13 protein-coding genes are annotated in these 19854 nt (G+C 67.1%); 5 read left to right on the top strand and 8 right to left on the bottom strand.

The features are described from left to right. Window positions 1–4: 4 nt before the first annotated feature. Both AB0B66_RS35040 and AB0B66_RS35035 read left to right on the top strand, forming a co-directional pair. Window positions 5–1840: a spherulation-specific family 4 protein gene (locus AB0B66_RS35040; protein WP_360538157.1), complete on the top strand. Its 1836-nt coding sequence runs from the start codon at window positions 5–7 to the stop codon at window positions 1838–1840. Window positions 1841–1866: 26 nt separating this feature from the next. After that, entirely contained in the window at window positions 1867–5457 is a 3591-nt protein-coding gene (locus tag AB0B66_RS35035; RefSeq protein ID WP_360538155.1) for a fibronectin type III domain-containing protein, read from the top strand. Window positions 5458–5599: 142 nt separating this feature from the next. Here AB0B66_RS35035 and AB0B66_RS35030 read toward each other — a convergent pair whose 3' ends face one another. Both AB0B66_RS35030 and AB0B66_RS35025 read right to left on the bottom strand, forming a co-directional pair. Continuing rightward, window positions 5600–7012 (bottom strand): DUF2971 domain-containing protein, encoded by a 1413-nt coding sequence (locus AB0B66_RS35030; protein ID WP_360538153.1) that lies wholly within the window; start codon window positions 7010–7012, stop codon window positions 5600–5602. Window positions 7013–7070: 58 nt separating this feature from the next. Next, on the bottom strand, window positions 7071–8603 hold the full coding sequence (locus AB0B66_RS35025; protein WP_360538151.1) for a methyltransferase domain-containing protein: 1533 nt from the start codon (window positions 8601–8603) through the stop codon (window positions 7071–7073). 129 nt (window positions 8604–8732) lie between these two features. On the opposite strand from AB0B66_RS35025, the gene AB0B66_RS35020 reads away from it, so the two are divergent. Further along, window positions 8733–9509 (top strand): hypothetical protein, encoded by a 777-nt coding sequence (locus tag AB0B66_RS35020; RefSeq protein ID WP_360538149.1) that lies wholly within the window; start codon window positions 8733–8735, stop codon window positions 9507–9509. Then, a complete protein-coding gene (locus AB0B66_RS35015) occupies window positions 9506–11425 on the top strand; it encodes a hypothetical protein (protein ID WP_360538147.1) in 1920 nt (639 codons plus the stop codon). The genes AB0B66_RS35020 and AB0B66_RS35015 overlap by 4 nt, the downstream gene beginning before the upstream one ends. On the opposite strand, the gene AB0B66_RS35010 is transcribed toward AB0B66_RS35015, so the two are convergent. The 6 genes from AB0B66_RS35010 to AB0B66_RS34985 form a co-directional block, all read right to left on the bottom strand. After that, window positions 11417–11944: an NUDIX hydrolase gene (locus AB0B66_RS35010; protein ID WP_360538145.1), complete on the bottom strand. Its 528-nt coding sequence runs from the start codon at window positions 11942–11944 to the stop codon at window positions 11417–11419. The two genes, AB0B66_RS35015 and AB0B66_RS35010, sit on opposite strands and share 9 nt — an antisense overlap. 61 nt (window positions 11945–12005) lie before the next feature. Then, a complete protein-coding gene (locus tag AB0B66_RS35005) occupies window positions 12006–13337 on the bottom strand; it encodes an FAD-dependent oxidoreductase (protein ID WP_360538143.1) in 1332 nt (443 codons plus the stop codon). Then, entirely contained in the window at window positions 13334–14029 is a 696-nt protein-coding gene (locus AB0B66_RS35000) for a transaldolase family protein (protein WP_360538141.1), read from the bottom strand. Before AB0B66_RS35000 ends, AB0B66_RS35005 begins: the two co-directional genes overlap by 4 nt. 2 nt (window positions 14030–14031) lie before the next feature. Continuing rightward, window positions 14032–15336, bottom strand: a complete 1305-nt coding sequence (locus AB0B66_RS34995) for a hypothetical protein (protein ID WP_360538139.1) — start codon at window positions 15334–15336, stop codon at window positions 14032–14034. Then, window positions 15327–16097 carry an NTP transferase domain-containing protein gene (locus tag AB0B66_RS34990; protein ID WP_360538137.1) on the bottom strand — a complete coding sequence of 257 codons (771 nt, stop codon included), beginning with the start codon at window positions 16095–16097 and terminating at the stop codon, window positions 15327–15329. The genes AB0B66_RS34995 and AB0B66_RS34990 overlap by 10 nt, the downstream gene beginning before the upstream one ends. A 65-nt stretch (window positions 16098–16162) precedes the next feature. Beyond that, entirely contained in the window at window positions 16163–17326 is a 1164-nt protein-coding gene (locus tag AB0B66_RS34985) for a phosphotransferase (RefSeq protein WP_360538135.1), read from the bottom strand. Window positions 17327–17454: 128 nt separating this feature from the next. On the opposite strand from AB0B66_RS34985, the gene AB0B66_RS34980 reads away from it, so the two are divergent. Further along, entirely contained in the window at window positions 17455–19362 is a 1908-nt protein-coding gene (locus AB0B66_RS34980) for an SIR2 family protein (protein WP_360538133.1), read from the top strand. Window positions 19363–19854: the final 492 nt, after the last annotated feature.

The following is a 19854-nucleotide window of genomic DNA, read 5'->3' as shown; positions in this document are numbered from 1 at the left end:
GACCATGCTGCACCGGCATGGCCGCGGACGCCTGCACCTTCGGGCGGCGGCCGTACTCGTCACACTGCTCACCGCCGCGTCCGCCGCGACCCCGGCGCAGGCCGCCGCCGCCCCGCCGGACGGCATCGCGCAGCAGCTCGCGGTGCCCGCGTACTTCTACCCCGGCGGCGACGGAGCCGCCCTTTGGCAGCGCATGAACACACCGGGAGTCGGGATCGCGGTCGCGAACCCGTTCTCCGGCCCCGGCAAGACCCGCGACGCGAACTACGCCGCCGCCATCACCGCCGCCAAAGCCGCGGGGGTACGGGTGCTCGGCTACGTCGCCACCGGCTACCTCGGCAGCACCGGACGTGCCACCCGGCTCAACGAGACCACCCCGGCCGCGTGGGCGGCGCAGGTCCAGCAGGACGTGGCCACCTGGTACCGCCTCTACGGCGCGGACGGCCTCGGCGGGATCTTCTTCGACGAGGTGCAGAACGTCTCCGGCCCGCAGGACGCCTACATCGACACGTACCGGATGCTCGACCGGCACACCAAGAAGGCCCACCCCGGCGCGTTCACCGTGATCAACCCGGGGATCGACACCGAGCCCTGCTACGCCGACGCTGCCGACGTGATCCTCACCTTCGAGGGCACCTACGAGACCTACCTCGGCTGGCAGCCGCCGTCCTGGCACCGCGCGCTCGACCCGCGCAAACTGTGGCACCTGGTGCACGCCACCGACACCACGGCACACCTCACGAACGCGGTCGCGCTGAGCAAACAGCGTCATGGCGGCTACCTGTACGTCACCCCGGACGTGCTGGCCAACCCGTGGGACTCGCTGCCGCCGCAGGACTACTGGACGCAGCAGCTCGCGTCCGCCTCGGCGGGCGGCGGTGACACGGCCGCGCCCCGTACGGTCGGCACGCCGTTCCCGGTCCGGACCGGATCCACCGAAGCCGTCGTCGCGTGGCTGCCCGCCGCCGACCCGCACGGCCGGGTCACCGGCTACGACGTGCACGTCGACGGGGTGCGGGTCGCTGGTTCGGTGAGCGCGCTGCCGGTGGCGACGCTGTACGGCCTCGACCCGGGCCGGGCCTACCGGGTCAGCGTCACCGCGCACGACGCGGCCGGCAACGTCTCCGCGCCGAGCCGCGCGCTGACCCTGACCACGGGTCGCGCCGACGCGTCCGTTCCCGCCGCACCCGCCGGGCTGCACGCCGCCGAGACCAAGGTCGCCAGCGTGCGGTTGGGCTGGACCGCGTCGGCCGAGCCGGACCTCGCGGGCTATGACGTCGAGATCGACGGGGCCCCGCTGCTGTCGCTGCCGTCGTGGCTGGTCACGCAGGGGGCCACGGTGAGTGTGCCGGTCAGCGGGCTGGAACCGGGCACGGCGTACACCTTCACGGTCTTCGCCCGTGACAAGAGCGGGAACCGCTCGGCCGCCGCCGGGCCGCTGACCGTGAGCACGACGGCGCCCTCCGGTGACCCGATCACCGAGCTGTCCGGGACCATCGGCGCCGCCGACGTCACTTACCAGGCGCAGTACAACCTGCCGTTCGACTTCCACCACCTGTTCATCGACGTCGACAACGACGCGTCCACCGGGTTCGCGACCGCGGGCATCGGGGCGGACCTGCTCATCGAGAACGCCTGGTTCTACCGCCACACCGGCACCGGCTGGAGCTGGGCCCCCGTCGACGGGCCGAGCCCGTTGATCTCCAGCGACGACGACCGCTACGTCTGGCGCGTGCCCGCCGACGTGCTCGGCGGCCTGCCGGTCGGGCCGCACCGGGTCGTGTTCCACGGTTCCGGCAGCTCGCCGGAGACCTACACCGCAGTGCTCACCGTCAGCTGATCCATTTCCCATAAAGCGAGGTGCACATGAACGACACAGCTCATCCGCACCGCACCGCACCATCGGCCCGCCGGGTCCGGGCCAGGCTGCTGGCCGGGGCACTGGCCGCCGCCACCGCGCTGACCGCCGGGATCGTCGCCGTCACGGCGGCCCCGGCGGCCGCGGCCGGCTTCGAGATCGGCCGGACCCCGTTCTACGGCAAGGTCCCCACGCTCGGCGCGAACAGCCGCACCGCGTTCTGGTACGGCGCGCTCGACCAGGCGAAAGTCAACCAGCTCAAGGCGTACGACCTGGTCGTGCTGGAACCGACCCTGCGGGTGCTGAACGTGACCGCCGACCACTTCTACTTCGAGTCGGTCACCTCCGCGCAGGTCCAGGAGATCAAACGCGGCGTCGACGGGGTGCTCGGCAGCGCCGACGACGCGATCGTGCTCGGCTACCTGTCGGTCGGCGAGATGCTGCCGACGATCATCCCCGGGCACAGCGGCCATCTGACCATCCAGAAGGGTATCGAGCTGGGCCTGCTCCCGGCGGGCTACAGCGGCCCGTCGGGTCCGCTGCACGGCCCGAACCCGTGGAACTACAGCTCTTCGGGCTCCTACCTCAACGTCGAGGGCGGCGCGACCCCCGACGGCACCTATGAGGATGGTTACGCCAACTACGCCGGCACCTCGATCGGCGCCAATTACTCCTCCTGGGGCAACCGCCTGGCCTGGCGCGACAACGGCGTCATGCCCTGGTATCTCGACCAGCAGGGCACCTGGGTCAACGACAGCCGCTACCTGTACGGCGGCTACTGGAAGGACGGCGACGGCACCGTCGACGTGAACCCGACCTACGGCGGCGGCTACATCAACGGCGGCGACCCGGCCTGGCAGAAGTTCGTCACGTACCAGGTCGACAAGATCGTGCATGACGGCGACTACGACGGGGTCTTCCTCGACACCGTGGACACCCCGGATCCGGTCGGCGGCGCGGGGCCGGGCATCTCGTGGGGGCCGCGCGGCAACTTCGGCTTCACCGCGGGCGGCATGGTCGACCTGGTGGAGAAGATCAAGGCGGTGGACCCGAGCAAGGTCGTCGCGTCGAACCGGGGCTACTGGTACTTCAACCCCGACGAGGGCACCTCGCAGTTCGCCGCCCGCTACCGGCACGCGATCAACATCTTCGTGACCGAGTCCTGGTACTACAACACGTACATCCCCGGCTTCTACGACACCAGCCCGGGGTTCGAGGCCAACTGGAACACGAACCCGGCCTCGCCGACGTACCGGAGCCGCGACAACTTCGGCGGGTTCTGGAAGGAGTACGTCAACGCCCAGGCGAACCAGGCCGACGGCTTCAACGTGGCCATCATCGACTTCCGGGTGCCCGCCGCGAGCACCCAGAAGTGGATGAACGAGGTGGTGGTCAACTCCGGTTACCTCGGCTACGACGTCTCCGGTGCGAACCACTTCAATTCGGCGGTCTACGACGACGCCAAGAACTGGCTCGACGCCCAGGGGCGGGCCGCGCCCAGCCAGGCCGGGGCGCATCCGACGGACCTGTACAGCGGTTTCGTCGCGGACGGGACCGCGGGGGAGTGGTCGGCCGAGACGCCGATCTTCAGCGATCCGGCGGGCGCGAACGCCAAGGGCATCACCAAGGTGTACGTGAAGTTCGTCGGCAACCGGTTCTTCATGATGGTCGAGGCGAAGCAGGCGATCAGCCTCGCCCAGGAGATGATCTACTTCGACTACGACAAGGACGGGCCGAACGGGTGGCAGCCGTCCTGGCCGACGTCGCCTGATTCCCGGCTATACCTGGAGAACCTGAACCAGGCGTACCTGCTGCCGCACGCTGGTGCGGGCCAGGGCGATGTGTTCAAGTTCAGCAGCCCCAGCGCGCCGACCAACCGCGGCTGGCCCGTCCGGGTAGTGCAGTCCGGCACCCGGGCCGAGTTCGAGTTCGACCGCGACTACGTGTTCCCGGCCTCGATGGCGGGCACCGAGGTGTGGACGTGGCTGCGGGTCGCCAACTTCGGTGGCTCCTCGGTGAAGTTCACCGTGCCGGGCAGCGGCCCTCAGCCGTCGCCCTCTTCGCCGCCGCCGTCCTCGCCGCCGCCCGCCCAGCCACCGGTGATCTCGAACGTGCAGTACGCGAACGTGACCAGCACGGGCGCGACGGTCACGTGGACCACTGACGTGGCTTCGTCGTCGGTCGTCGAATACGGCACGTCGACGTCCTACGGCTCCACCGCCACCGGGGCGAGCAACGTGACCAGTCACTCGGTGACGTTGTCGGGGCTGTCCCCGGGCACGGCGTACCAATTCCGGGTCCGTTCGGTCTCGGCCGGTGGCACGACCAACAGCCCCAACGGCACGTTCACCACCGCCGCGTCCGGTGGCTCGTATCCGGCGATCACCATCGACGGCTCGGCCGGCGACTGGGGGAGCGTCGCGCCCGCGATGACCGGCAGCACGACCGTGCAGTCGGTGTCGGTGGCCAACAACGCCACGAATCTGTACCTGCTCACCAGGGGAACCGGGCTCAACGTGTTCGGGCAGTTCTTCCTGAACACCGACAACAACACCGGGACCGGATACAACGCCACCGGCTGGAGCAACCCGTCCGGCGCGGACTACATGCTGGAGAACGGCAACCTGTACCGCCACGCGGGCGGCGGCTGGGCCTGGACGTCGCTGGGCGCGGTCACGTTCGTCCGCAACGACACCGTGGTCGAGGCGGCGATCCCGCTGTCCACCCTGGGCCTGAGCCCTGGGTCGCAGCTGCGGCTGGGCTTCCTGAAGAACAACTCGGCCACCGACCGGCTTCCGGCGGCGAGCGGCACGTTCCCGGCGGTGACCCTGCTCAACGGGTCCGGCGGCGGTGGCACACCCGTGATCTCCAACGTGCAGTACGCGAACGTGACCAGCACGGCCGCGACGGTCACGTGGACGACCGACGTGGCGTCGTCGTCAGTGGTGGAGTACGGGACGTCCACGTCCTACGGCTTGACGGCGACCGTTGCCGGCAACGTGACGAGTCATTCGGTGACGTTGTCGGGGTTGTCGCCAGGCACGGCGTACCAGTTCCGGGTGCGGTCGGTCTCCGCCGGCGGCACGACGAACAGCCCCAACGGCACGTTCACCACGGCGTCGTCCGGCGGCGGCTATCCGGTGATCACCGTGGACGGGTCGGCCGGGGACTGGGCGAGCGTGACGCCGGTGCTGTCGGGCGGCACGGGGGTGCAATCGGTGTCGGTGACCAACAACGGCACGACGCTCTACCTGTGCGTCAAGGGCACCGGTTTGAACGTGCTCGGCCAGTTCTTCCTGAACACCGACAACAACACCGGCACCGGATACAACGCGGCCGGCTGGACCAACCCGTCCGGCGGTGACTACATGCTGGAGAACGCCAACCTGTACGACCACGGCGGCAGCGGCTGGGCCTGGACCCCGCTGGGCGCGATGACGTTCGTCCGCAACGACACCGTCATCGAGGCCGCTGTGCCGCTGGCGAGCGTGGGCCTCGCGCCCGGAGCCCAGTTCCGCCTCGGCTACATCAAGAACAACACCACCGACCGACTACCGGCCCCGAGCGGCACGTTCCCCGTCGTCGCACTGCTCAACTAACCCCTTACCGCGACGATCTTGCGGGAACCGCGGTGCGATACGCTCCTATTGGGCGTATCGGCCACGGTTCGCGCAAGATCGTCGCTCCTGGACCAGGCTCCCGTGACCTGCCTCCGAACCCGCCAAGGCGCGATGCCATCGCTCAGGCAGGTCGGCGCCGTGAGTCGAACTCCGATCGCGCTTCCGGTAATGCGTTGCTGAGATTCGCCATGATCGTGTCGAGCGCCCCCGCGGCATCAGCCTCGGCCGCTTCTTCCACGCCACGCCAGATCTCGACCGACTTGACGCCGTCTGACGTCGGCTCTTCGATCGACACGACGGCATGGAATCTGGTTCGTCCCGCATCGAGCATCTGCACGGCGCCGGCGGCCACCAGGGTGCAGGTGTACTTGGGGAGATTCTCCACCACACACATGTAGCCCCGTTCGAAGTGCACCTGCTCCCCGGGGACTCCCGGCCGGCGCCCGCGCAGGTTCTCAGGAACAGCGGTGCTGTGGGGGTGGACCTGTGCTTCCACGTTCGGCCAGGAGCGCGCCACATCGTGCAGGGCGGTCATCCTGTCGCGTAGGGCCCGCAGATGCGGTTCGCAGCGTGCGGCAGCGCGTTCACGCTGTCGTTCGGCGAGGTCCTCGCTGGTCCGGAGCGCCTCCAGCCGCTCGCCGAGGTCCCCCGCCCGGTTGGGCACCCGAACCTGTTGCTGCTGTCGGCCGGTGGCGGCGTCGTCGGTGACGCCAACCGGGTCGCAGCTCAGTAGGCGATTGTGGTAGGCGAGTCGGAACAACTCGACTCCGGGAAACTGCGTGAGAGATTCCCTCACCTCCGGCATTCGGCCGGCCGGAAAGCTTTCGCCGAGCATCACCGCAGTCAGGGAATCGCGTATGTCGACGTCGACCGGAAGGGTGGACTGATCGACGATCACCAGGCGATATTCGCTCTCGTTGGACCAGTCCGCGTGTTTCCTGAAGAAGATCAGGTCCTTGTGCTTCCGGGCGAATTCGATCGCTACCGCATCCAGACCGAATTCCCTTATCAGCCCACTGTCGAGGCTGGCGAAGCCGCCGCCGGCGGTCGCTCGGCGGTATTGCACCGGGCCGTCGAACCGGAGCAGAGCACCTTGAACTCGGCCGAACGCTGCCAGGAGCTTGTCGCGATCGAATCGCAGACACACTCCCGCGTGCCGTGCGCCGTAGTGCGCCCAGAGGGAGAGGTGGTTCCAGCCCCGCAGCACCTCAGGGTTCAGCACTTCTGAAGGGAGCGTCCAGTCTCGTGTCAGACACGCGACCTTTGCATGGACTCGGATGATGCGATCGATGTCCTCCCACAGTTCCGGGCCGAACTCCCAGTCCCGATCATCGTGATGCGTGGTGACGCTCGGATAGATCGGTCGCGACTCCCAGAGATCGTTGGTCGCTGCGAAAGGCGACAATCTGAGGGTGCCGCTGCGTAGAATCCCGGAGATGGCGGAATCGGCTGTCGTGTAGTGGAACAGCTGTCCGGTCGACGTCGGGTGAGCGGATAGGAGTTCTGCCTCCAGATACGCTTCGTGCTCCTGCATCGTCACATGAGAACACGGCCTGACCTCGGGAACCCAGCCGACTCCGCTCCTCGGTCTGTCAGCCGTTCAAAGGTCGGCGTGCGACGGTGAGGACGTGCGTGGCAGGCCAGTCGAGGGATCGACCGTCGATCTCGGTGAGCGCTGCGACCGTGGCCAGGCGGTTCTTGACCAGCCACTCGTTGCGGAACGGGGCCGACGAAGGATCGATCTCGAAGCCCGCTTCGGTCAGCAACTCCAACCAGTCCGCGAAACCAAGCCCGCAGAACTGCTCTTTGGTCTCCGACAGCCAGTTGTCGACGTAGTCCTTGCGGGTCAGGTAGTCCATCGCGGCACCCAGCTCGAGTCGGACCGCACCGTCGACGAAGGCCTCGTACGCGAACGCGAAGGGGTAGTCGATCGCGAACTGATCCAGTCGCGCACGTGTCGACAACGCCCCGACGTACCGGCTGACCTCGGTGACGGCGAGGCCGGCAAGGTCGTGCCGCTGCGACACCGGGTTCTGCCCATCGTCGTCGGCAAGCCGCAGGATCACGGGACGACGGCGGTCATCCGGGCCACACACATCGCTGTTGATCCAGACGCCGCCGGGCACGGTGTGTTCATAGATGCGGCGAGCGAACTGCAGCAGCGACTCCCGCTGCCGCCCGTACGACCAGATCTCGTGCGTCAGCGAGAAGCTGAGCGTGGTGTCCACCGATCGGTCTTGGAAGATTGCGCCGCCGAGTATGTTGCGGTGAAGGAAGTACACGTTGGCATTTCGGAAGACGCCTTGCGCCTTCTTGTGCATGCATTCCTGATATAGATGGCGGGCGACCTCGACACCGATGAGATCGCTCTCGTGCAGTGCGGTCTCCTTGTCGGCGAGTTCCAGGACCGCCCCGGTGCCGCAGCCGATGTCCACGATGCGTCCCGGCCGTACATACCGGCGGACACCGGCCCACTTGCGTTCGGCCGTGTCGGTGAACGACTCCGCGTACGTCCGGTAGTCGCGCGTGGTGGTCAGGCCGCCCTCGTCGCCGACGAAGGGGTCGTTGACCACGGATTGGACCGCCTCGACCAGGCGGTAGCGCTCAAGAACGTCGATCGTGGCGGGGTGGGCCAGTTTGCGCCAGGTGTCGTCGTTCGCGACCAGGCGGAGCAGGACCTCTCGGGGCCGTTCCGGGGTGGCCCCGCTCTCCGGGTCTGCTTCGACTTGCGCAACGGAGAAGCCGAGCTGCTCGTACATCTTGGCAAGCCGGGGCGCGGAACAGGCGACGAGTGTGTCCTCGGGCGTGAGTTCGAGTCCGGTGGCCATCGCGATGTTCTTGAGGATCACTTCGGCGAAAACCTCCGTGGGCGCCATGTCGAAGATCGGCACGACCAGCGAGCGCAGCCCGCTCAGCGCGCTCAAACGCTCGATTGCGGCCTCGCGACGGTGGTAGGGGATCGGATTTCGCCTGGTGTTCTCGTGGTTGGCCGAGGTCACTGCCCAGATGACCGTCGTGACGCCGCCTTTGACGAGTCGGCTCAGGTAGTCGGCCTGGAAACGGGTGAGAAGGTGATGGCGCCCGGGGAACAGAACGAAGCGGGCCGGCGAGTCGACTTCGATCACCTCACGGAGAAGTTTATCGATGGGTGGCCCGTCATCCTACTTGGTAGATCGTTGACTTTCCCTGCCCGACAGGCAATTCATGTCCCCTGATCGGGGGAAGGCTCGGTCGTTCGATGAACGACATCATGGATGAGTCCGTCGGCGGATACCTCGATCGGAGTGATGGTGCGGCGTCGTATCAAGCAGGTTATCGCAGATCTTCGGCACCGTCGTTTCATCGATCTCTACGCGACCACGCTGGTCGCATTGGTTTTCTCCGCGCTGCTGCTCGTGGGCGCGGACCTGCCGGACGGCGTCCGGTGGTCGCTGCTGTTCGCCGGGCTCGGCATCCTGCTGCTGCGGACCGCTTTTGCGAATTATCGTGACGAGCGGTTCCTGGATCGAAGCGACTACGACCGGAACCCGATCACCGATGACCTCCGCACCGCGCAGGATGTGTGGATCTTCGCGCCGGTGGGGTCCAACTTCCTGACCGACGAGCGCTGTGATCTGCTGCGACGTGGCCCTCTGGCCAAGGACGGCGGGACGGTGCGGATCGTGGTTCTCGGGCAGTTCGATCCCGAGGATCCGATCTCCGAGCAGCTCGACGCCCTGCTGGACTTCCCGGTCCAGAGTGCAGCCGACTCATTGCGGGAAACCCGGGCTCGGCTGGCCGCAATGGAGCAATGGGCGGTGAAAGGAAACTTCGCCTACGGTGACATCGCATTCAATCCCGGCTTCAGTATCATCGCGGTGAACCCCCACGCGGCCGGCGGCTATGCGAACGTCGAATTCCATGGGTTTCGCAACGATGCAGTACGGTCGCGAATGCACATCCATCTGACCCGCGACGACGGGGTCTGGTACACCTACTGGCTTGACCAATTCGAAGCCATCTGGCGCTCGGCTGTCGCCGACGCCTCATGACACGCGCCGACTCCGCGCATCCGCTCGCGTCGGCACGTCGCGGCACGCCGCCTGCGGTCGGGGCACTGTCTGATGAAGCAGTTCGCCGGCCGACGACTGCGATCTTCACAGGGGCCGGCATCAGCGGAGACGAACCCGCAGCGCTGCCCCGCGGGTTCGGCCTGCGTGACGATGTGCTGAAGATAATGCACTCGGCCGCGCAGGAGTTGCTCGGTCCGTTGGTCTCGGACGGCCAGCTGGATCGAATCCGCGGCGAGGCGTACAAGCTCGAGGTCGTCCTCGGTCGTCTCTGGGGAACGGTCGGTCCTGACGCGCTGGACTGTCTCTTCGCGCTGGAGGTCCGCGTGCCGAATGAGGCGCACATGCTCTCCGCCCTGCATCTGCTCGACGGGGGCACCCATGGCACGGTCAACTTCGACATCGGTGTCGAGTACGCATACGACCTGATCATCGGGCAGGCCGACCTTCCCGATGACGCACCACAGGAATATGTCGACGCGATCGGGGCCTGGCGGGCGCTGGCCCCCGCCGATCCGATGCCCCTGCTGACCGTGTCCAGCCACGCCGACTTCGCTGAATGGCTGCGTGCCGGGCGGCCGCCCGCCCTGCTCAAGGTGCACGGTGGGCTCGACCGTCAGCAGACGGCGCTGGCCGACGTGGTGGTCGTGGACATCGAGGAATTGGGGCAGCTCACCTCGGAGCGGGCTGCCGCCGTCGCCACTCTGGGTGAGGCCGAGCGACTACTCATCACCGGCTATTCCGGCGGCGATCCCGATGTGTACGGACCGCTGCTGTCCGCTGCCGCCCGGACGACCTCGGCCTGGCACTGCCTCAGCCTTCCAGCTGCCTCCAGTGTCCCGACCGACGCCATGGATCACGGCATCGGACTGGTCCAAGGCTCGCCCGACGGACTCGCTGTCACGGCATTGCGTCAGGTGCTGGGCGTCCCCGCTCCGCCACCGTGGCCATCGACTCGGCTCCCCGGTGAGGGATATGAGGAGCGGTTGGAGAGGTGGCGCCTACGATTACGCGAGGCGCACCCGGCAGCGTTGATCGCGCAGTCCTGGGCCTGGCTGCTCGCCGATCTCGGCGATCTGGACACCGCTGAGGCGATCTACGGCAGGCTCGGCCCGGACGCGCCAGGAGCGCGCCTGCGGCACGCGGAAACGCTCTATACGCGGGCCCGAGGAGATGACCGGGAGCGGGCCCGCCAGATGTTTCGCGAGGTCGCCGCCGGAACGGAGGATGCCACCACCCGCCTGCACTGCCTGTTGCGGATCGGCGGCATCGCCCGCGGCCGAGCAGCGCAGCACACCGACATCGCGCGGAGGGTGCTCGCTCTCGCAGAGGCGTACCTTCGCCCGGTACAGGTCGTCCTCGCCACGCGGAACGGACGCCGCCAGCCGGAAGAGGCCGGTGACGCGTACCGTGCGCTGCAGCAGACCTCGCTCCGCCTGCTTGAGCAACTGTCGGTGGTGGCGCCTCGGGCTTGCCGGCCGGTGATCGCGATGCTCTGCCAACTCGCGACCCGGTTCGGCGAGCGAGCCGCCCGGTTGGTCCGCAACGGTAACCGGCTCGCGCTGATCCGACAGCACCGGGCGCTGCTGCTTGCGCTGACAGCCTTGCTGCGGGGCCGTCCGGGTCCGGCAGACGTCCGATCGGACATGCGGGCGCTGCGCGACACCTATCGGGCCGCCGACGACCTGCCGGGCGCCGGCAATTGCAGCCTCACCCTCGCCGTGCTGGCCTGTGCGGACGGCGACCATGCCGAGGCCCGCGCGCTGACCGCGAGAGCGCTCGCCGAATACGCCGCGGGGCGTCCCGCCGGACAACCGCTTGCCTCCGGCAAGGCGCTGGTCGACGTGGTGACTCGGCTGATCGACAGGAGCGATCGGATCGGTGGCGGGTCACAGTAGCCCCAAATGGTCCAGACCGAGGTAGCCGGCCTCGACGTCTGTCATCTGGCCACTGCGCAGCAACTTGCGGAACTCGCTGATGCGCAGGCGCTGTGGCTGGATGAACTCGGTCGTGTCCGGGCTGGCCTCGCACACCGAGGTGCAGCCCGTGGCGACGAAACAGTGCCGAACGACCGTCGAGTAGGCGTCATCCAGGCAGCTCGTGACGAGTTCGAGGTCGCCCGCGTAGCCGGTCTCCTCCAGCAGCTCCCGCTCCATCGCGGCGCGCGGGTCTTCACCGGGCTCCACGGCGCCGCCGGGAAGTTCATAGAGGATCTTCATCGGTCCAGGCCGGAACTGGCGCGTCACGAGTACCTCGTCATCGCCGGTCAGTGCGACCACGCAGACCGCCGGTGCCTCGACCTTGATGTAGAAGTCATGGACCGCACCGGTGGGCAGTGCGAAGTCGACTCGCTGGACGCTCCTGCCGTAACGAGTGAAGACCAGCCTCCGCGACACTTCACGCCAATCGTCGATCACCGGGAAATGCTAACAAACGGAACTAATCGTAATATCGATCTTGGTCGCCCCGGGGTGTCCATCAATCATGTCCGGGTGGAGTGCCATCCGCTTGGCGGATCATCGCGCCCGCTGCGAACCCTGACTGCAGGGACTCGGCAATTCCCTGGAATCGCCACCGCGCATATCGCCCCACCTGGTGGATTCCACTCGCACGCAGAACGTCGAGCGTCTCCTCGACCCATGTCGACCTCGGCCGGCGCCATGTGTAGGCGACATCGATCCAGGTCGGATCGACTACCCGGACCTCGCCGATCCATCCCCAGTCGGTGAGCTCGCGCACGGACGCGGAGATCAGCTCTTGGACCGCACCGTCGGTCGGCGTCGTGCCATGCCGGTAGGCGAACTCGACATAGAGGCTCGCCGCGCGGCCGCGAAGCGCACCGGAAACGAATTGCTGGTCCACGTTGCTGTAGAAACCCACGCGGTGGAAGCCGGACACGCTGTCGGGTGTGTAGATCCAATGGTCGTCAGGCATCCGAGGGCCGCGGATAGCGCCTATGTTCAGCACGAGAACCGACGTGCAGGGGTCCGCGGCGGTCGCGGTGCCGAGATCGGTCATCTCTGCCACCCGGTGCAGTGGCAGCGTCGACAGCAGTCGCTCGTAATGCCACGATCGCCCGTCAGCGCAGTGGACCACGCGCTCGGTGGTGTCGATGCTGATGACTTCGCACCCGTAGGTGATGTCTGCTCGTGCCGCGAGTCGCCGGGCTATGGCATCGAGGCCTTCGACCGGATACCGGAATAGAGTGTTGTAGCCGACCGGCTCCGTGGGTCCAGTCGCGCCGTCGGTGATGACCTGACGATCGACCGGTGACTTCACCGCGTCCTGAGGGGCGATCCTGTCCCAGAGGCCGGCGGTGTAGCGCTGATGGAAAGGGTGAAAGAACAGCTCGCACAGACTCGGGCCGAAGGTCTGTTCCAGCCACTGGCTCATGGTGTGCGCCTGTGTGTCGCGCGCCGCCAGCACGTCGCGGGCCAGTTGGCGAGCCCGCTTGGCGCCGAACACATGAAGATGGTTCTGCACGGGATACGGGACCAGCACACCCGTCGAGGCGAAGAACACCGCAGCCCGCCGTGCATACTGCCGCAGTGTGGACATCCGGTCCAGGAGATCGAGGAGCAGCGGGTCGCCGCCGAAGATCCAGTGCCCGCCGCCGACCTCGAACCGGTAGGATTCCGCGTCCGAGTGGGTGCCGGTGCCACGGACGGCGTCGGCGGGTAGGTAGTAGGACCGGCATATGCCACCCGGAGCGTGAGCAGCCTCCAGCACCGGAGATCCGGAGGCGACGCCGGCCGCGAGTCCCGTCATGCCCGCCCCGAGGATCAGCGTTCCTGTGCCGAGGGTCGTCACTCGTCGTCCCCGAGGAATTGGACGATCGCCTCGGCTGTCAGATCGTGGCTCAGCGATGCCTCCATGACCGATGGCGGAAGCGTGATCGCGTCGGCGCCCATCGCCGCGAGCGAGACGAAGTCGTCCGTGCTGCGGACCGAGGATGCCAGGATGGTCGATGAGCTGCCCAGCATCGCCTTGGTCGTGATGATGTCGGCCATGAGCGCCTGAGGTGTGTCATCGATGTCCGGACGAACCGAGAGCCAGTCACGGTAGCGACCTACCATGGGCGCGATGTACGCCGGTTCGCCGGCCATGGCGAGGAGGGCCTGGGCGCGGGTGAAGACCAGGTGGACGTTCACCCTGATCCCGGTCGACTCTTCTCGCAGGCGACGGGCAGCCTGCAGGCCGTGGGCGGTCAGCGGAATCTTGAACACCACTTTCGCGAGGTCGAACCATTCTTGGGAGGCGACCTCGTCCACTTTGCGGATGGTCGACGCGAGGTCTTCGCCGCACGCTTCGACGTGCACTTCCAGGTCGGTGAACTCGGTGCGCACGGCCTTCATGAAGTCGTCTCGTCTGACACCGCAGCGGCTCAGGATGGTAGGTGTGGTCGTGATGCCGTAGACGAGATGGGCGAACTTCCTGATCATGGTGAGGTCACCGGTGTCCAGGAAGAGGCGAGGACGCGATGCAGCGGGGGTGGTCTGCATGCCTAAAACTCCACGCATATGTCGAGCACGGTGTCTGTCCCGCCAAGCGCCAGCAAATCCGCACCCATGCGGCGTGCCTGAACGGCGAAGCGGTCGTCGTCGGCAACGGTCGTGATGGCGTCGCGGAGCGTGTTGGAGGTGATCTCTGAATGCCAATACCCGAATATCTCGACGTCCGTCCCAAGGTCCGGTGCCGGCCGGCGTTCCAGGGGGCCGACCGAGTGCGGAAGGTGAAATCCGGCGCCTTCGGCCGCCACGCGGCGGAAGGCCGCCGCGCAGTCACTGTGATAAGGGCCGACGCAGATGACCGGTCGACCCAAGGTGAGCGCCAGCATGACGGTGCTGTTGCCGCCGTGGCATATCGTCACGGCGCTGTCTGCCATCGCCGCCGCGCCGGGTATGTATCGCTCGACGACGACGGTCCCCGCGCGTCGGCGACGATCAACAGGACCGCCGGCAGCGAATCGGTTCTCGTCGCTGACGATGTAGAAGCCGACGTCAGGCAAATCGCCGACAACCTGGTCCAGCACAGCTTCGAAGCCGAACTGGGGTCGCGTCGGCTCCCCTACGTACGAGTAGACGTTGAACCGGGTGCCGCGCTCGCTCAGGCGGACCGGAACGTGCGCTCCTGATCCCGCTCCGGTGATCAGGCCCGCATATACGGTGTTCGCGCAGTCGGCATCGAGGGGATCCAGGGCGGGGGTGCTGGGGACGATGGACATGTCGCCCTCGAACATGAACCGTTCGTCCTCGATCGGCGCCAGGCCCAGCCGCACCCGCACGCTATTGAAGCTGTCTCTGCAGTCCGGCATGACCGTCCCCGGCGGGACGTCCACCCACGACCCCATGATGGCGCCGCCCCGGTTGCCGGTCGCGTGCGTGATGCCGAGCACCGGCACGCCGCATGCCTCGGCGGCGCTGCGGATGGTGTCACGGTAGTCGTTGACGATGACCGAAGGTCTGAACGACCGGATGGTGTCCATCTCCTGACGCGTAATCTGCATGATCCACTCCGCGTCGTGAAAGCCCAGGCCCCGCAGCCGCTGCGCGTGTCGATAAGCGTGGGAGTAAAGCGGCATCGGGTACGGGGGAAGCCCTTGCCGGGGCGGCCGGTTCTCGATGACGAACAGTGCGTCGGCCGATCCTGCGGCGCGCAGTTCCGCTGCGAATTTGCTCGAAGTGACGATGCCGACGACCGCGCCGCGGCGTCGTGCCTGCGCTGCCAATGCCAAGGTCCGCGTGAGATGGCCGCGCCCACCATCCCAGAAGGCGAAGAGCAGCCGTGGGCGGGACCTGGTCACGGGCATATCAGCTCCTGTTGTGCGTAACGAATGGCGCTTGGTGTGCCGATGTCGAGGATCTCGCCGAACAGGTCGTAGATTTGTAGCTCGAACCCACCGCGGCGGATGGCCCAAGGCAACACCTGGTCGCGCATGTTCAGGGTGCTCTCGGGGCCATGGGCCGCGGTGTACTCGGCACACAGCCTGCTGAAGGCCCGGCAGCTGAACGCCAATGCGGCGGCACTGGTGAGAATCCGTGCACCGGCGCGGGCCGGGGCACGCGCCTCGTCGCGCGCGTGGCACCACAGCAGGCGGTCGGTGCCGAACTCGGCCACGATGTGCCCCACATCCGTGGTTCGCGCTGTCACCAGGCTGGTCGTGGCCATTGTTATGTCAGCTTGGCGTGCGCGGTGCGTGCGGACGAGATCAACGAGTCGGTGCCACGGCAGGGCGAGATCTCCGGGCAGGGCCAGGCACTGCCCGCTGATGTCGAGGCCGGTGATGGCATTCAGGACGGCGCCGTCCGGCCCCAGCGGCCGTGCCTCGCGTACGACGCGACAGACTGCGTCAGGTCGTAGCCGCCACGAGCCGGCGGCGACGAAGTCCTCGATCGCGTCGGCGTGGTGGCCTGCGCCCAGTACGAAGTCGCTCAGACCTGCCGCCTGCAAGCCGTGCAGCACCATGTCGAGCACGGTTCGGCCATCACGTAGCGTGATCAGATGTTTGGGAATGGTGTCGCCGGTGACATCGCGGGCGCGGCTGCCCAGTCCCCCCACCGGAAGGATCACCGTGACATGATCGGGGCCTGACCAGGGAAGTCGCTGAGTGGATCCGTACGGCAGACTTCGCTGGGTCATCGCGGAATCCGTACGTCCAGCACATCGAACAGGTCTGCGAAAGTCTGACAGGCACGAATGTACAACGCGATGGTTTCGCGTCGATGCGTGCCGTGATGGGGCAGCATGGCGGCGAAGTGCATGGCCTGTGCGTAGAGCGCCTGGGCGAACTGCCGATCAGTGATCTGCGCCTGCAGGGCCGTGCGGCCCGCGTGCAACACCGCAGGTTGCTCCCATCGGAACATGATCTCTGCTGGTCCGACGCTCAGTTGATAGTGCCCGTCCATGATCGAGCCGTATCCACCATGGACAGTGTGCATGATCTTGCCCAGATCGTAGGCCAGCGGCAACCATCGCCGGCCGTTCGGATCGACAAGGTGCAGGCGCTCGGCGACCATGAGGATGTTGCCGCCATGTAGGTCGCCGTGGATGAAGCCATAGCGGTCGGAAGTCACGTATGCCTGCGCCGCGGGACGTCGCGCGAGGTGTTCGAGCCAACGCCACGGACCCGCAAGCCACGCACCGTTGATCAGGTGGCCCGGCGCATCGATCAGACGGCGCAGGTATGACAGCCGTCGCGCTTCACGGTTGCGGAGGGCGGCGCGTTGCCGAAAGACATCCTCACCCCGTGCGGCCCGGCGGCTGCGATGGCCCTCGAACAGTTCCTTGTCCACGTGGACGGCAGCGGTGACCGCGGCTGCGACCTGCCCCTCGTCGATTTTGCCCGCCAGGGCACGGGCGTCGAACGTCTCCGCGGTGGCCAGATTCGCCAGCACCACGGTGGCGTGTGTGTCGGCGCGCACGCCGCCGAGGAACGGGCTGATGTCAGGGCGCGTCCGACGCACTGCGACGTACCAGGCGACCTCGCGGTGAGTGGCGGTGTCGTGGCCGAACTCCGTTTTGACGAACAGCGGTGGCCTGCTGCGGTGCAGGATCAAACACACAGAGCGCGTGTTGTGTCGGACGCGTAGCTCGCATCCGTAGGCTCGCAGAGCGGCCGCGGCCTGCGCGGCATGATTCTGGGCGTCGGTCGGCCGCAACGATGCCATGACCGTGAGAACCGCGTCGCAGTCTTCGGACCAGAGATCGTCATATGGTTCGGGCGTTTCCATTCGGATCAATGCCGCTCCCACCGCAGCCGCCGGAAACCCGATCGTCAACATATCGGCGGCGATGCACACGTGTCAATGACTCGAAGTGGGCCGACGATGCGACAACCGCCTATTGGCGAGTGCGAACCAGTGTGGTCATATGGAGAGCACCCCGCACAGCCTCATCGTGCATCGCACACCGGTCAGGGAGCATCGTCGTGGAACTGTCCAGGGCAGAGGCTTTGCAATGGCTCGCGCGAACCGAGCCGACGCTTATTGTCGTGGGATCCGGAATCTCATTGTCCCAGCCGACGTCCGCACCCTCGGTCTGGCCGTTTCTGGAGCGCACCACGCTGCTGATGGAAGAAGCCGCAGGCTTCACGCCAGTCGACAGAGGCTACGTGAAGCGAATCTTCCCGGAGTCCTGCTATGGGGCGATAGCCGAGGCGTTTCAGACCGATACCCTGCTCAAGGTCTGGAACGTCTTCAGCTGGGCAACAGCCAATGACCTGGGAGCCCACCCGAACGCAGGCCACATGGCAGTCGCCGCACTCGCTGCCGAGCGTCGCTGGCCGGTGATCACGACCAACTTCGACCGCTTCATCGAGGCGGCCGCGTGGCAGCAAGGGCTGCGGGTCGATGTCAGCCTGCCACCGCAGCGGCCGAGGGCCACGGCGTTCGCCCAGATGGCGGGCGCGGTGACCTTGGTCAAGGTACACGGCACGGCCGGCGCCTACCAGACCATCCGATCCACGGCAGCTGACCTGTCGCGGCTGTCGCGGGTCATCGGATCGTTCACGTTCGAGCCCGAGGTGCGCCGAGTCCTCGTGATCGGATACAGCGGACGCGACCTCGACCTCTTCCCGTTCATCGCCCGCCAGGCCGCGGCATGCGACGTGTTGTGGGTGGATCCGAAGTTCGACGCAGACCATCGGGCGCACACACTCGCCAACACTGTTCGTTATCAGGGAGCGTGGGAGGATCTCGCGTCGGACATCGTTCCGGCAGTGATGGCGGTCCCCTCGCCGCGCCCGTCGACCTCGCTTGAGGGTGCATACCTGGCGGAGGTCCGCCGACTCGTCGACACCCACATCGGCGAACTCTTCACGGGCGATCCCGGACGTACGATAGCCGCCCTGACCGGCGCGCTTGCCGCCGCCGGAGCACACGGCGACGTGTGCCGTCTGGCAGAGCACGTCGGCAGAGTGCGTGACCGGCGCAGTAGGTTCGAGACCCTGCAGTGGGCCGCGCATGCGGCGTCGTCCACCGATCGCTTCACGACGGCCCGACGCCTCATCCGGCGTGCGCGATCCGATGCCCTCCGGATGGCCTCCCTGTCGGGGCTCGGCCGGTGCGCCGTGGCGATGTCGTTCGCCGGTACGGCGGACGTGTGGCTGTCGGTCGTCCCAGCCGAACGAGTCCGCACACGGGTCAAGATCGAACGGCTCTGGCCACTGTTCCGGGTCCTGTGGACGACCGCGGCCTACGCCTTGCCGTTCGTTATCGCGCTCTACCGCCTGCATCGCGCCACTGGTCTGCCGAAGACCGCGGTCTACAGATTCGCGGCGGACTACCTTGAGCACTGCGTCCGGCTGATGTCGCTGCTCGAACGTTTGCGCCGCAGGTCGCGATGGATAGGTGGTCGGCTGGATCACCTGTGGCGACTGCTGGAGAGCGCCTGCGCGAGCATCGGGTACACCTGGGGAGTGCTCAACGTGTCGAAGTACCGCTCCCGCGAGCATGCGCGATTCAAAGGCCCCGAGGGCTCCGTGACACGGGCCAACGTCATGGGTGACCTCGTCGGCAAGACCATCGCGCTACGCGACGCCGCCAGGCACTACCTCGAGGCTGCCGCCGGTATGACCGAAGGCGCCGACTGGGCGCGCGGCGTGGAGTTGCTGGACGGCGCCCTGGAAACCGCGCAAGAACTCGGCGGCCCCACGTTGGAGTTGAAGATCCGGCTGATCCGTCGGCAATACGGCATCGACGGACCGTACGAGCGGGCGGCAATCGAGCGTGTGCTCGACCTGGCCGAGTGCCGTGCAATGGTGCACGAGCGCGAGGTGATTCTGCGAGCCCTCACGGAGCCGGCGTCGATCACGGCCGGCTCCGGGACCCGGTCGTAGCGGATTCCCCCGAGGACCGGGCGTCGGGCGACGGCCCACGTCCGCGTCCGGGGGGCCCGGCGCTGCTGGGTGGGCCTCCCGGGAGCGGTCGGGCTCAGCTGCGCTTAAAGCTGGCGTGGTCGTTCAGGGGGTTGTCGTGGACCCAGCCGTACGTCTCCGTGCCGGCGATGCGCACGTGCGTCCACGCGTTGCCCGACTCGTTGCGGGTAAAGCACGGCATCGTGTTCGCGCAGACGGCGCGCCGTGGAGCACGACACGAGCGGACCGATGCGGATCGTCAATGAAGTCCAATGTATTTCTGCGATCACTAGCCTTATCGGGCCAGGAGTGGCTGCCGCAGTTGGCTGAGGCCGGCATCGCCGGTGCAGTTGGACAAGCTGGACCTGTCCGTTAAGGCCAATGCCGGGAAGATAAGCGTTGTGGCAGGTCATGCCGGGTCTCGTCGGACGACGTCAATGGCGTAGTGGACGGCCATGGATCTCGGCTGGGTGG

Source organism: Catellatospora sp. NPDC049111 (genome assembly GCF_040648615.1).
Lineage (GTDB): Bacteria > Actinomycetota > Actinomycetes > Mycobacteriales > Micromonosporaceae > Catellatospora > Catellatospora aurea.
This window is presented reverse-complemented; position numbering and strand designations above follow the sequence as displayed.

Bases quoted from the DNA above. Each gene is read 5' to 3' on its own strand.
- AB0B66_RS35040 (WP_360538157.1), top strand. From the start codon at position 5: ATGCTGCACCGGCATGGCCGCGGACGCCTGCACCTTCGGGCGGCGGCC.
- AB0B66_RS35000 (WP_360538141.1), bottom strand. From the start codon at position 14,029: ATGCAGACCACCCCCGCTGCATCGCGTCCTCGCCTCTTCCTGGACACC.
- AB0B66_RS35035 (WP_360538155.1), top strand. From the start codon at position 1,867: ATGAACGACACAGCTCATCCGCACCGCACCGCACCATCGGCCCGCCGG.
- AB0B66_RS35015 (WP_360538147.1), top strand. From the start codon at position 9,506: ATGACACGCGCCGACTCCGCGCATCCGCTCGCGTCGGCACGTCGCGGC.
- AB0B66_RS34995 (WP_360538139.1), bottom strand. From the start codon at position 15,336: ATGCCCGTGACCAGGTCCCGCCCACGGCTGCTCTTCGCCTTCTGGGAT.
- AB0B66_RS35020 (WP_360538149.1), top strand. From the start codon at position 8,733: ATGAGTCCGTCGGCGGATACCTCGATCGGAGTGATGGTGCGGCGTCGT.
- AB0B66_RS35030 (WP_360538153.1), bottom strand. From the start codon at position 7,012: ATGCAGGAGCACGAAGCGTATCTGGAGGCAGAACTCCTATCCGCTCAC.